Consider the following 13,472-nt stretch of genomic DNA (forward strand, 5'->3'; position numbering starts at 1 on the left):
GGGGCTCACGCCGGCTGCGCGAGGGCGACGGCCTCGGCGGTGCGGCGGGTGATCTCGGCCCAGTCGCCGGCGGCGACGAGCGCCTTCTCGACCATCCAGGACCCGCCGACGGCGAGCACGGGGGCGAGGCCGAGGTACTCGCCGAGGTTGGCGGCGCTCACGCCGCCCGTCGGCACGAAGCGCAGGCCGGGGAACGGCGCGGAGAACGCCTTGATCGCGGCAGGCCCGCCCACGACGGACGCGGGGAACAGCTTGACCACGTCGATGCCGAGGTCGAGCGCGGCCATGATCTCGCTGGGCGTGGCGACGCCGGGCAGCACGGGCACGCCGTGCTCCTGGGCGCGGCGCACGACGGCCGCCGACAGCCCGGGCGACACGATGTAGCGCGCCCCGGCGTCGACGACGGCGTCGACCTGGTCGACGGTGGTCACGGTGCCCGCGCCGACGACGACATCGGGCTGGGTGCGCGCGACGGCGCGGATGGCGTCGATGCCGCCCGCGGTGCGCAGGGTGATCTCGGCGACGGGGAGGCCGCCGGCGACGAGCGCGTCGGCGAGGCGGGCGCCCTCGTCGGCGCCGTCGACCACGACGACGGGCACGAGGCGGTGGGCGCCGAGCGCGGCGACGACGTCGCCGGCCGGGGTCGTGGGGGAAGACATCCTGGCTCCGTTTCGTTATGGTGAACGGACGTTGTTCACTACGGAACACCATAACGGATCGGCCCCCACCGCGGAAGGACACCCATGACCGCCCCCAGCCCGCTCGGCAGCGTCGACAAGGCGCTGCTCACCCTCGACGCGCTCGCACGCGCGGGCGCCGGCGGCGCGACCCTGGCCGACCTCGCCGCCGAGGTCGGCGCCAACAAGTCGACGCTGCACCGCACCCTGGCCGCCCTGCGGCACCGCGGGTACGCCGACCAGGGCCCCGACGGCGCGTACACGCTGGGCCCGGCGGTCCTGTCCCTCGGCGCGGCATACCTCGCCGAGGACAACCTGCCCGGCCTGCTGCGACCGGCGCTCGAGGCGCTGCGCGACGAGGTCGACGAGCTCGTGCACCTGGGCACCCTCGCCGGCCAGGAGGTGGTCTACCTCGACAAGGTGGAGCCGCAGCGCCCGCTGCGCGTGTGGTCCGCCGTCGGTCGGCGCATCCCGGCCGCGACCAGCGCCCTCGGGCGGGCGTTGCTCGCTGCCACCCCGGCGGCCGCCGCCGACGTCGAGCGGTTCGCCACCGACCGGGAGCCGGCCGCCCGCCTGCGCTCCGCCCTCGACGACGCCCGGGCCCGCGGCTACGCCACCGAGACCGAGGAGAACGAGCCCGGCATCGCGTGCGTCGCCGTCGCCCTCCTGCGCGGCGGGCGCCCCGTGGCGGCGGTCAGCATCACCGCGCCCGTCGAGCGCATGACCGGGCCCGCCCGCGACGCGCGGGTCGCCGCGCTGCGGGAGCTCCTGCCGTCCGTCCTCCCGACGGGCCTCACGGTCCCGTCCACGTAGTACCCGGTGACGGATCCCCGCCCGGAACGGTCACCGGTCCGACGGCGACGGCGCGGCGCGCGGGCGCGAAACTCGGGCACGATGGCGCCATGAGCCTGCGCACTCCTCGCGACATCCTGTTCATCGGCGGCTCCGGCGTGATCAGCGCCGCGAGCGTCGCCCGCGCCGTCCGCCTGGGCCACCGGGTCACGGTCCTCAACCGCGGCACGTCCACCGCGCGGCCGCTGCCGCCGGAGGTCGAGACCCTCGTCGCGGACGTGCACGACGACGACGCCGTCGACGCCGCGCCCGCGGGCCGCGACTTCGACGTCGTCGCGCAGTTCCTGGCGTTCGGGGCGGGCCACGTGGCGCACGACGTCGAGCGCTTCGCCGGGCGCACCGGGCAGTACGTCTTCATCTCCTCGGCCTCGGCGTACCAGACGCCGCCCGAGCGGCTCCCGGTCACGGAGTCCACGCCCCTGCGCAACCCGTTCTGGCAGTACTCGCGCGACAAGATCGCGTGCGAGGACGTGCTCGTGCGCGCATCGCGCGACCACGGCTTCCCCGCGACGATCGTGCGCCCGTCGCACACCTACGACCGCACGGGGCTGCCCACCCTGGGCGGTTGGACCGACGTCGCGCGGATGCGCGAGGGCCGCCCCGTCGTCGTGCACGGCGACGGCACCTCGCTGTGGACGTTGACGCACACGGAGGACTTCGCCGTCGGCTTCGTGGGCCTGCTGGGGCACCCGGGCGCGATCGGCGACACGTTCCAGATCATGGGGACGCACGCCCCCACGTGGGACCAGGTGTACCGCTGGCTCGCCGCGGCCGCCGGCGCCCCCGAGCCGGAGCTGGTGCACGTCGCGTCCGAGACGATCGCACGCGTGCTGCCCGACGCCGGGCCCGGACTCCTTGGCGACAAGGCGCACACGATGCTCTTCGACTGCGCCAAGGTGCAGGCCCTGGTCCCTGAGTTCGGCACGACGATCACGTACGACCAGGCCGCGGTCGAGCAGGTCGCGTGGCTGGACGCCCACCCGGAGGCCCGGCGCGTCGACGACGCCCTGGACGCCGCGTTCGACCGGCTCGTCGCCCACGCGCGCTCGGTCTGACACCTCGTCCGACGCCCGGCCGCCCCGGGCGGGCGGCGGACGCGCCCACGTACCCTGCCGGGGTGACCCGCTCCCCCGCCCCGCTCGTCCTGCTCGACCTCGACGGCACGCTCACCGACTCCGCGCCCGGCATCGTCGCGGGCATCCGGCACGCGTACGGCGCCCTCGGGCTGCCGGTGCCGGACGACGCCACGCTGCGCTCGTTCGTCGGCCCGCCGATCACCGCGTCGTTCCCCGAGCACGGCGTCCCCGTCGACCGGGTCGACGAGGCCGTGCGCGCGTACCGGGACGTCTTCGCGGCGGGCGGCATGTACGACAACCGGGTGTTCGACGGCATCCCCGAGGTGCTGCGCGCGCTGCGGGCGGCGGGGTGCACGCTGGCCGTCGCGACCTCCAAGCCCGAGGTCTACGCCAAGCCCATCTGCGACCGCTTCGGGCTCACGGAGCTGGTGGACGGCGTCTTCGGCGCGCCGCTCGACGAGGGCACGTCGACCAAGGCGGACGTCATCGCCAAGTCGCTCGCCGCGCTGGGCCGCACCTCCCCCGTGGACCCGGCCGACGGACCGGTCCTCATGGTCGGCGACCGCGAGCACGACGTCCACGGCGCCGCCGAGCACGGCATCCGCTGCCTCGGCGTCACCTGGGGCTACGCCGCGCCCGGCGAGCTGGAGCACGCCGGCGCCGCCGTGCTGGTCGACGACGTCGCCGACCTGGCGGACGCCGTCCTCTCCCGCCTGCGCTGACCCCGCGACCTGTCCGGGCCACGCGAACGTCTTCGTGGTCCTGGCCGTGACAAGTCCCGCCCCCCGACGAGTTGTCAGGGCCACGCGCAGGTAGAGGTGCACCTGGCCCTGACAGGTCGGGAGCCGGGTACGACGAAGGGCCCCGGATCCTGGTGGATCCGGGGCCCTCGTCGTCAGCCGTCAGGCCTTGCGGGTCAGCGCGTCACTCCGCGCCGGCCTGCATCTGGCCCGTCGGCGGCAGGTCGTGCACCGAGACGCCGGTGGGGGCGTCGAGCGCCGCCGTCGCGCCGACCGAGACCGGCCCGCGCTCGTGCTCGCCCTTCGGGACCCCGCGGAACGTGAACTCCCCGAGGATGCCCTCGCCCTCGCCGTCGACCAGCACGAGGTCGCCGGCCTTGAGCTCGCCGAACAGGATCTTCTCGGACAGGGTGTCCTCGATCTCCCGCTGGATGGCCCGCTTCAGTGGACGGGCGCCGAGCACCGGGTCGTAGCCCTTCTCCGCCAGCAGCGTCTTCGCGGCGGGGGTGAGCTCGATGCCCATGTCCCGGTCGCGCATCCGCTTGTTGAGCTTGGCGATCTCCAGGTCGACGATCTCGATGATCTCGTCCTGCGAGAGCTGCGGGAAGACCACCACGTCGTCGACGCGGTTGAGGAACTCCGGCCGGAAGTGCTGCTTGAGCTCCTCGTTGACCTTCGCCTTCATGCGCTCGTAGGAGGTCACCAGGTCGCCGCCGGCGTTGAAGCCGGTCTGCACGCCCTTGGCGATGTCCCGCGTGCCGAGGTTCGTGGTCATGATGATCACGGTGTTCTTGAAGTCGACCACCCGGCCCTGCGAGTCGGTCAGGCGACCGTCCTCGAGCACCTGCAGCAGCGAGTTGAAGATGTCCGCGTGGGCCTTCTCGACCTCGTCGAACAGGACCACCGAGAACGGCTTGCGACGCACCTTCTCCGTCAGCTGGCCGCCCTCGTCGTAGCCGACGTACCCGGGGGGCGAGCCGAACAGCCGCGACACGGTGTGCTTCTCCGAGAACTCGGACATGTCGAGCTGGATCAGCGCGTCCTCGTCCCCGAAGAGGAACTCGGCGAGCGCCTTGGCCAGCTCCGTCTTCCCGACGCCCGTGGGGCCGGCGAAGATGAACGAGCCACCGGGACGCTTCGGGTCCTTGAGGCCGGCACGCGTGCGACGGATCGCCTGGGACAGGGCCTTGATGGCGGTGTCCTGGCCGATGACGCGCTTGTGCAGCTCGTCCTCCATGTGCAGGAGCTTGGAGGACTCCTCCTCGGTGAGCTTGACGACCGGGATGCCGGTCGACATCGCCAGCACCTCGGCGATGAGCTCGTCGTCGACCTCCGCGACGGAGTCGAGGTCGCCCGACTTCCAGGCCTTCTCCTTGTCGGCGCGCTGGGCGGTGAGCTGCTTCTCCTTGTCCCGCAGCCCGGCGGCCTTCTCGAAGTCCTGCTCGTCGATCGCCGACTCCTTGTCGCGGCGCGCCTCGGCGATCTGCTCGTCGAGGGCCTTGAGCTCCGGCGGCGCCGTCATGCGACGGATCCGCAGGCGCGCGCCGGCCTCGTCGATCAGGTCGATCGCCTTGTCCGGCAGGTACCGGTCGTTGATGTACCGGTCGGCGAGCTGCGCGGCGGAGACCAGCGCGGAGTCCGTGATGGACACGCGGTGGTGCGCCTCGTAGCGGTCGCGCAGGCCCTTGAGGATCTCGATGGCGTGCTCGAGAGACGGCTCGTTGACCTGGATCGGCTGGAAGCGGCGCTCCAGGGCCGGGTCCTTCTCGACGTACTTGCGGTACTCGTCGAGCGTGGTCGCGCCGATGGTCTGCAGCTCGCCGCGGGCCAGCATCGGCTTGAGGATGCTCGCCGCGTCGATCGCGCCCTCGGCGGCGCCCGCCCCGACGAGCGTGTGGATCTCGTCGATGAACAGGATGATGTCGCCGCGGGTGCGGATCTCCTTGAGCACCTTCTTCAGGCGCTCCTCGAAGTCACCGCGGTAGCGGGAGCCCGCGACCAGGGCACCGAGGTCGAGCGTGTAGAGCTGCTTGTCCTTCAGCGTCTCGGGCACGTCGCCGCGCACGATGTCCTGGGCGAGGCCCTCGACGACGGCCGTCTTGCCGACGCCCGGCTCGCCGATCAGCACGGGGTTGTTCTTGGTGCGGCGGCTCAGCACCTGCATGACGCGCTCGATCTCCGTCGAGCGGCCGATGACCGGGTCGAGCTTGCCCTCGCGCGCGGCCTGGGTGAGGTTGCGGCCGAACTGGTCGAGGACGGCGGAGCCGGACGGCTGCCCCTCCTGCGGACCGCCGGCGGCCACGGGCTCCTTGCCCTGGTAGCCGCTCAGCAGCTGGATGACCTGCTGGCGCACCTTGTTCAGGTCGGCGCCCATCTTGGTGAGCACCTGCGCGGCGACGCCCTCGCCCTCGCGGATGAGGCCGAGCAGGATGTGCTCGGTGCCGATGTAGTTGTGGCCGAGCTGCAGCGCCTCGCGGAGCGACAGCTCCAGCACCTTCTTGGCGCGCGGCGTGAACGGGATGTGCCCGCTCGGGGCCTGCTGGCCCTCGCCGATGATCTCGGTGACCTGGGTGCGGACGCCGTCGAGCGAGATCCCCAGCGACTCCAGGGCCTTCGCGGCGACGCCCTCACCCTCGTGGATGAGACCGAGCAGGATGTGCTCGGTACCGATGTAGTTGTGGTTGAGCATCCTTGCCTCTTCCTGAGCAAGGACGACCACCCGACGGGCTCGGTCGGTGAATCTCTCGAACATGTGCTGCTCCCTCACGAGCGGCGTTACCTGCACCCCGTCGGAATGACGGCTACAGCCTGACCGCTACGACTCTATGCGCTCCCAACTCGCCGAAGCCCCTCGGTAAGCCCATGTTCGCCAGGGGCGTGACGGCGTGCCACGTTGCCAGCCGCGGGGGCAGCGGTCCACGCTCGGGGAAAGGCGGTCGTCGCCAACCAGGGGGTTACCGATGGACGAGATCGAGCAGCAGCCGGGGACGTCGGGAGGCACGGGCCCGCGGCCCTGGAACGGGGACGACGCCCGCCTGGCGCAGTTCTCCGGGGTCGTGGGCGAGGTCCGCGACCCCCTCACCTGGGGCCTCGACCTGGAGGACGAGTCCCTCACCGGCCTCGCCGACAGCGACGACCCGACGTGCGAGCGCTTCGTGCGCGCCTACCGGTCCTTCACCGGGGAGGCGCTCGAGGTCGAGACGCTCCGCACCCGCGTGCCGGACGACGACGTCGAGGACGTCGTGCGGGCCGCGTGCAGCGGCGCCCTCGCCGCCCCGCTCCACGCAGACATCGCCGCGCCCGTCGAGCCGGACCCCTCGGGCGCCGAGGGCGGGACCGCCGGCGGCACGCCCGACTTCGCCGACTCCTTCCAGGACTACCGCAGCGCCATGCGCGCCCTCGTCGCCGAGGTGGACGAGGCGCCCCTCGACGAGGGCACGTTCGCCGTCGACGGCGAGGACACCGCCTGCGTGCGCGTCACCGCCCGCGACACCACCGCCGTGTACGTGGCGGCGGCCGACCGCGCCCTCGTGATCACCGGCCCGGCGGACCTGGTCGACCGGGTGGAGGTCGTGACGCAGCAGGTGGACGACCTCCTGACCGGGAAGCCGCGGCGCCGCCGCGGCAGCGAGGACCCGCCGCCCGCGGGCGACTGAGCGGGCCGTCGTCGTGCGCCACCGGTCGCCGCCCGAGCCGCTGACGCTCGACGTGCCCAAGCCGCTCCTGCACCTGCTGTACCTGCGGGCGCTGTGGCGGCTCGGCGTCGCGCCCGACGTCCCGGCCGCGGTCGGTCAGCCGGCCGCCCTCCCCGGCACACCGCGGCCCCGCGAGGCCCTCGCGCCCGAGTGGGACGTCCGATGGACCGAGGCCCTCGCGTCGCTCGGCGGCGGCCCGCGGCCCGACCCGTGGTGGGTGACGCGGCCCGACGACGTCCCCGACCCGCACGTGGTGTCGGCCTGGGCGAGCGGGCACGCCGAGCGGATCGCCCGCGCCGAGGTCGAGGCGGTCGGCCACCGGGAGGCACCGCCGGAGGCCCTCGCCGGCGACGCCGCCACGGCCCTGCGCAGGGTCTTCGTCCTGCCCATCGCGACCGGCTACCTGCGCCGGCTCGCTCCCGGGACGGTCCTGGTCGCCGAGCAGACGCGGGCCGACCCGCGCGCGTACGCGGCGGCCCTCGCCGAGCCCCCCGCAGGTCCGGACGACCCGCCACGACGGCATCACGACGCCGGCGCGTGATCGATGTCCCGCCGCCCCGCCCTGACGCGGGGCGGGGCCCGACCTATCCTGCAGACCAGGGCGCGTCGTCCCGCGACGGGCGGCGCCACGCGACGAGAGAGTCGGGGTGACCGATGCGCGGCATCGTGGTCGGGGTGAACGGGTCGGCCGAGTCGGACGAGGCCCTGGACTGGGCGGTGGGCGAGGCCGCGTCGGCGGCCGTGCCCCTGACGGTGGTCATGGTGACCGCGGGTGCGGGCAAGGGGGCCAGCGCCGCCGCGCACGAGGTGGCGCTCGCGCCGGCGCGCGAGGAGGCGCAGGGCCTGCTCGACGCCGCCCGAGCCCGCACCGGGCTGGAGGTGGACGGCTCCGTCGTCGCACGCCCGGGGCCCGCGGCCGACGCCCTGCTCGAGCTCGGCGAGGACGCCGACATGCTGGTCCTCGGCCGGCGACGCCGGGGCCGCCTGGGCCGCGCGGTGCTGGGCTCGGTCTCCACGACCGTCGTCGAGCACGCCCGCGTGCCCGTCACCGTGGTGCGCCACGGCGACCCGGACGGCGAGCCCGACGACGCGGCCGCTGCGGACGGCCAGGCGCCGCGCATCGTCGTCGGCGTGGACACGTCCGCCCCGAGCGTGGCCGCGCTGCGGCACGCGTGCGAGGTCGCGGGCCGCACGGGCGCGTCGGTCGAGGCGATCTTCGCCTGGCAGATCACCACGCTGGCCCCGCTGCCCGGGTCCTGGGGTTGGGCGCCGCCCATCGAGGACTACGAGAAGTTCGCCACCGACTCCCTCGCCGAGGCGGTCCGCGCCGCCGGGTCGACGCTGCCGCCCGAGCGCCTCGTGCGCCGCATCGCGCACGGGCAGGCGGCCAAGCAGCTCGTGCTCGCGGCCCAGGGCGCCGATCGGCTCGTCGTCGGGGCGCGCGGCCTCGGCGGCTTCGACCGGCTGCTGCTCGGCTCCGTCAGCCGCCAGGTGCTCGACTTCGGCCCCTGCCCCGTCACCGTGGTGCGCGGCTGACGCCCGCCGCCGTCAGGCGAGCGCCTGGTCGAGGTCCGCGACCAGGTCCTCCACGTCCTCGATCCCGACCGAGAGGCGCACCAGGTCGTCCGGGACCTCGAGCGACGTCCCGGCGACCGAGCCGTGCGTCATCCGGCCGGGGTGCTCGACGAGGGACTCCACGCCGCCGAGCGACTCGGCGAGCGTGAAGACCCGCGTCCGCGCGCACACGTCGAGCGCCCTCGCCTCGCTGCCCGCCCGGAACGAGACCATGCCGCCGAAGCCGCGCATCTGACGGGCGGCGACCTCGTGGCCCGGGTGGGACGCGAGGCCCGGGTAGATCACCGCGGCCACCGCGGGGTGCCCGGCGAGGAAGTCCGCGACCGCGGCCGCGTTCGCCTGGTGGCGGTCCATGCGCACGGCGAGCGTCTTGAGCCCACGCAGCGTGAGCCAGGCGTCGAACGGGCCCGCGACGGCGCCCGAGGAGTTCTGGTGGAAGCCGACGGCGCCGGCGACGTCCGTGCCCCCCGCGGGCGACTCGAGGCCGCCCGGCAGCACCGCGCCCGCCCCGACGACGAGCGCTCCCCCGACGACGTCACTGTGCCCGCCGATGTACTTGGTCGTCGAGTGCACGACGACGTCGGCGCCGAGCGCGAGCGGCTGCTGCAGGTACGGGGTGGCGAACGTGTTGTCGACGACGAGGAGGGCACCGGCCTCGCGCGCGACGCCCGCGAGCGCCGCCAGGTCGCTGACGCCGAGGAGCGGGTTGGTGGGCGTCTCGACCCACAGCACCCGGGTCTCGGGCCGCACCGCGGCACGGACGGCGGCGACGTCGGTGAGGTCGACCGGCGTGTGCTCGATCCCCCACGGGCCGAACACCCGGGCGACCAGCCGGTAGGTGCCGCCGTACGCGTCGTCGGGCACCACCACGTGGTCCCCCGGGCGCAGCACCGCGCGCAGCAGCGTGTCCTCGGCGGCCAGGCCCGAGGCGAACGCGAACCCGCGGGCGGGCACGTCGAGCCCGCCCGACTCCGCCGCGGCGAGGGCTTCCTCGAGCGCGGTCCGCGTGGGGTTGGCCGACCGGGAGTACTCGTACCCGCCGCGCAGGCCGCCCACGCCGTCCTGCTTGTAGGTGGAGACCTGGTGGATGGGCGGCACCACGGCGCCGGTGGTCGGGTCCGGGTCCTGGCCGGCGTGGATCGCGCGCGTCGAGAAGCCCGTCGTGGTCCAGTCGGGGTGCTCGCCGCCGTGCTCGCTCGTCGTGGTCACCCGGCCAGCGTACGCACGGGCGCGGTCACCGGCCCGCGACGAACCCGAGGAGGTCGTGCCGGGTGAGGACGCCGACCGGGTCGCCGTCCTCGACGACCAGCAGCGCGTCGTCGTCGTGCAGCGCGGCGCGCACGGCCTCGACGCCCTCGCCGGCGCCGATGAGCGGGAAGCGCGGCTGCATGTGCGCGTCGACGCGGTCCGCGAGGCCCGCGCGGCCGGCGAACACGGCGTCGAGCAGCGCGCGCTCGCTCACCGCGCCCGCCACCTCGCCGATCTTCACCGGCGGTTCGGCCCCGACCACGGGCATCTGCGAGACGCCGTACTCGCGGAGGATCTCGATCGCGTCGCGCACCGTCTCGCTCGGGTGCGTGTGCACGAGGTCGGGCAGGCGGCCGTCCTTCGCGCGCAGGATGTCGCCGGCGGTCACGCCCTGCTCGTCGGGCAGGAAGCCGTACGAGCGCATCCACGTGTCGGAGAAGATCTTCGAGAGGTACCCGCGCCCCCCGTCGGGCAGCAGCACGACGATCACGGCGCGCGCCGCCGCGGCCGCGTCCTCGTCCTCGAGCCGCCGCGCGAGGCGCAGCGCCGCCTGGACCGCCATCCCGCACGACCCGCCCACCAGCAGGCCCTCCTCACGGGCCAGCCGCCGGGTCATGGCGAACGAGTCCGCGTCGGTCACGGCGATGACCTCGTCCGGCACCCGCGGGTCGTAGGCCGCGGGCCAGAAGTCCTCCCCCACGCCCTCGACGAGGTACGGACGCCCGTCGCCGCCGGAGTAGACCGACCCGGCGGGGTCGGCGCCGACGACGCGCACCCGCCCGCCGTCGGCGGCCGCGCGGTCCGCGGAGACCTCCTTGAGGTAGCGGCCCGTGCCGGTGATCGTGCCGCCGGTGCCGACACCCGCGACGAAGTGCGTCACGCGGCCGTCCGTGTCCGCCCACACCTCGGGGCCGGTGGACTCGTAGTGCGACCGGGGCCCGTTCGGGTTGGCGTACTGGTCGGGCTTCCACGCGCCGGGGATCTCCGCGACCAGCCGGTCGGAGACCGAGTAGTACGAGTCGGGGTGGTCGGGCGGCACGGCGGTGGGCGTCACGACGACGCGCGCGCCGTAGGCGCGCAGCACGTCCCGCTTGTCCTCGCTCACCTTGTCCGGGCAGACGAACACGCAGTCGTAGCCCTTGCGCTGCGCGACGAGGGCGAGGCCCACGCCCGTGTTGCCCGACGTCGGCTCGACGATCGTGCCGCCCGGCCGCAGCGCGCCCGAGGCCTCGGCCGCCTCGATCATCTTCAGCGCGATGCGGTCCTTGACCGAGCCGCCGGGGTTCACGTACTCGACCTTAGCGAGGATCGTCGCGCTCAGGCCCTCCGTGACACGGGTCAGCCGGACGAGCGGGGTGTGCCCGACGAGCTCGGAGATGTGCTCCGCGTATCTCATGTCCCGATCATGCCCCCGTCCGACGGCGCCGCCAGCGGCGGGCGCTCACCAGCGGTCGCGCGTCGTGCCGCGGAACGCGAACACCAGCACCCGCACCGCGAGCACCGTCCCGACGAACGCGAGCGCCGCGCCGAGCACGCTGAACCACGACACCTCGGGCGCGAGCATCGGGCCCCCGTCGGCGACGAACAGGACGACGGCGCCGACCACCGCGCCCACGGCGACGAGCGTCATGATCACCTGCTGCACCAGCCCGGACAGGAACGCGCGGTCGGCGGGGTCGGAGAACGCGCGGACGGTGACGGTGAAGCGTCCCTCCTCGAGGTCGCGCAGCAGGCCGGTCACGCGCCGGGGCAGGCGCTCCAGCTCGGGCGCGAACCCGAGGAGCTGCTGGGTGGCCTTGCGCCGCACGGTCGCCGGCGTCACCAGGCGGTTGAGCAGCGGCTGACCCTGGGCGCGGGCCGCGGCGACGAGGTCGTAGCCGGGGCACAGCAGGTCGAGCGTGCCCTCCAGCGACGCGAAGGTACGGAACGCCGCGGCGACCTGCGGCGGCACCGCGATGCCCGCCGACGTGACCAGCCGCACGAGCGCCGCGAACACGGCCCCGGCGCCGGCGCCCGCGCGGAACCGCAGCACCAGCTGCCCCACCTCCCGCTCCAGCCGACGCGCGTCGAGCCCGGCGGGCGCGTCGAGCAGCTCCAGCAGGGCGTCGGTCGCGGCGATGGCGTCGTCGCCCTCGATCGCGAGCAGCAGCGCGCCGAGGGCGATCCGCTCGGGCTCGCCGAGGCGGCCCACCGAGCCCATGTCGAGCAGCGCCAGGCCGCCGTCGGCCGTGACGAGCACGTTGCCGGGGTGCAGGTCGGCGTGAAAGGTGCCGGCCACCAGGAGCTGTTCGAGCGCGGCCCGCAGCATCCGGTCGGCGAGGTCAGTGCGGGTCGCGTCGTCGAGCGCGGCCAGGAGGTCCTGCGCCCGGCCCACGGGGACGCCGTCGAGCCGCTCCAGGACCAGCAGCGTGTCCCCCGACGGCCCGTCGACCACCTGCGGCACCACGACCAGCGGGCCCGACGACGCACCGTCGTGCGTCACGACGTCGAGCGCGGCGCGCAGTGCCCGCGTGTTCTCCGCCTCGACCGCGTAGTCCAGCTCCTCGCGCAGCGAGGCGGCGAACCCGTCGGCCAGCGCGACGACGCCGAGCGAGCGGCCCCACGCCGTGTCCCGTTCCACGCGGCGCGCGAGGCGGCCCAGGATGGCGAGGTCCACGGCCACCTGCTCGCGCGCGCCGGGACGCTGCACCTTGACCACGACCTCGCGGCCGTCGAGCAGCCGCGCGGCGTGCACCTGCCCGACGGACGCGGAAGCCAGCGGCTGGGGGTCGAACGCGGCGAACACCTCGGCCACCGGCCGGCCGAGCCCAGCCTCCACCAGCGGTTCCACCTGCTCCCACGGCGCGGGCGGGACGTCGCTCTGCAGCGTCGCGAGCGTCTCGGTGATCGCGTCGGGCAGCAGGTCGCGGCGGGTGGAGAGCATCTGACCGAACTTCACGAAGGTGACGCCCGCGTCGGTGAGGGTGTCGCGCAGCCCGAGCGCGAGCCGGTGCAGGTCCGACCGCGACGCCGTCCCGCCGTCGGCGCCGCGCGTGCGACGGAAGGCGCCCCCGAGCCCGTGCCGCACGGCGATCGTCACGACCTGCGCGTACCGGCGCGTCTCGCGGCGCCCCTGCCGCAGCCGCCGCACCGCGCGCCACGGCGTGGGCAACGTGCCGGTGGGCACCAGCAGCTCCAGGACGAGGAGCACGCACAGCCCCAACACGAACGCCCACGCGAACACGACGACGATCGCGACGAACGCGACCCCCGGGTCCACGGCCAGCACGCCGTCGTCGTCCCACCACCCGGCGGCGCGCAGCCCGCCGGTCAGCGCGGCGGACGCCCCCGTGATCGCGACGAGCGAGACCAGCGCCGCGCGGATCCAGCCCACCGGCGCGCCCATCACGCGCCGCGCCGTCCACGCCAGCAGCGCCAGCATCGCCACCGTCGACACGAACGCGAAGAACCCGCCGACCACCCCGCCTACCGCGTCCATGCCCGCTCCATGGCGCCCACTCTTCCCGACGCGACCCTCCGCCGTCGTGGGGGAAAAAAGGAGGGGGGGGGGGGGGAGGCGTCCGGAGGGAAGGGGAGGGGCGGGCGGGGGTGGGTCTGTGGGGCGGAGGG

Annotated in this window: 11 protein-coding genes; 6 read left to right on the forward strand and 5 right to left on the reverse strand. The window is 74.7% G+C overall.

The features are described from left to right. Window positions 1-5: 5 nt before the first annotated feature. Window positions 6-659 (reverse strand): bifunctional 4-hydroxy-2-oxoglutarate aldolase/2-dehydro-3-deoxy-phosphogluconate aldolase, encoded by a 654-nt coding sequence (eda, locus tag ACWF41_RS06365; protein ID WP_380321588.1) that lies wholly within the window; start codon window positions 657-659, stop codon window positions 6-8. An 84-nt stretch (window positions 660-743) separates the two neighbouring features. Between eda and ACWF41_RS06370 the strand changes: the two genes are divergently transcribed. The 3 genes from ACWF41_RS06370 to ACWF41_RS06380 all read left to right on the forward strand — a co-directional run bounded on the left by ACWF41_RS06370 (window position 744) and on the right by ACWF41_RS06380 (window position 3,327). Then, window positions 744-1,490: an IclR family transcriptional regulator gene (locus ACWF41_RS06370; protein ID WP_380321585.1), complete on the forward strand. Its 747-nt coding sequence runs from the start codon at window positions 744-746 to the stop codon at window positions 1,488-1,490. An 89-nt stretch (window positions 1,491-1,579) separates the two neighbouring features. Then, window positions 1,580-2,584, forward strand: coding sequence for an NAD-dependent epimerase/dehydratase family protein (locus ACWF41_RS06375; protein ID WP_380321582.1), 1,005 nt, complete (start codon window positions 1,580-1,582; stop codon window positions 2,582-2,584). A 62-nt stretch (window positions 2,585-2,646) separates the two neighbouring features. Further along, on the forward strand, window positions 2,647-3,327 hold the full coding sequence (locus ACWF41_RS06380) for an HAD hydrolase-like protein (protein ID WP_380321579.1): 681 nt from the start codon (window positions 2,647-2,649) through the stop codon (window positions 3,325-3,327). A gap of 202 nt (window positions 3,328-3,529) precedes the next feature. On the opposite strand, the gene ACWF41_RS06385 is transcribed toward ACWF41_RS06380, so the two are convergent. Then, window positions 3,530-6,097, reverse strand: coding sequence for an ATP-dependent Clp protease ATP-binding subunit (locus ACWF41_RS06385; RefSeq protein ID WP_380321576.1), 2,568 nt, complete (start codon window positions 6,095-6,097; stop codon window positions 3,530-3,532). 208 nt (window positions 6,098-6,305) lie between these two features. Between ACWF41_RS06385 and ACWF41_RS06390 the strand changes: the two genes are divergently transcribed. The 3 genes from ACWF41_RS06390 (at window position 6,306) to ACWF41_RS06400 (ending at window position 8,576) form a co-directional block, all read left to right on the forward strand. Then, complete coding sequence (locus ACWF41_RS06390) at window positions 6,306-7,001, forward strand: hypothetical protein (protein ID WP_380321573.1); 696 nt, start codon at window positions 6,306-6,308, stop codon at window positions 6,999-7,001. Window positions 7,002-7,014: 13 nt separating this feature from the next. Next, the gene (locus ACWF41_RS06395) at window positions 7,015-7,581 is read left to right on the forward strand and encodes a hypothetical protein (RefSeq protein WP_380321570.1); all 567 of its coding nucleotides are present in this window, start codon (window positions 7,015-7,017) and stop codon (window positions 7,579-7,581) included. A gap of 113 nt (window positions 7,582-7,694) precedes the next feature. Then, window positions 7,695-8,576 carry a universal stress protein gene (locus tag ACWF41_RS06400; protein WP_380321567.1) on the forward strand — a complete coding sequence of 294 codons (882 nt, stop codon included), beginning with the start codon at window positions 7,695-7,697 and terminating at the stop codon, window positions 8,574-8,576. A 12-nt stretch (window positions 8,577-8,588) separates the two neighbouring features. Here the strand turns inward: ACWF41_RS06400 and ACWF41_RS06405 are convergent, their stop codons facing one another. The 3 genes from ACWF41_RS06405 to ACWF41_RS06415 are packed head-to-tail and all read right to left on the reverse strand — an operon-like array spanning window position 8,589 to window position 13,341. Further along, window positions 8,589-9,824, reverse strand: a complete 1,236-nt coding sequence (locus ACWF41_RS06405) for a cystathionine gamma-synthase (protein WP_380321564.1) — start codon at window positions 9,822-9,824, stop codon at window positions 8,589-8,591. A 25-nt stretch (window positions 9,825-9,849) separates the two neighbouring features. After that, window positions 9,850-11,259, reverse strand: a complete 1,410-nt coding sequence (locus tag ACWF41_RS06410) for a cystathionine beta-synthase (RefSeq protein WP_380321561.1) — start codon at window positions 11,257-11,259, stop codon at window positions 9,850-9,852. Window positions 11,260-11,304: 45 nt separating this feature from the next. Then, complete coding sequence (locus tag ACWF41_RS06415; RefSeq protein ID WP_380321558.1) at window positions 11,305-13,341, reverse strand: ABC1 kinase family protein; 2,037 nt, start codon at window positions 13,339-13,341, stop codon at window positions 11,305-11,307. Window positions 13,342-13,472 lie beyond the last annotated feature (131 nt).

Source organism: Isoptericola sp. NPDC055063 (assembly GCF_053608125.1).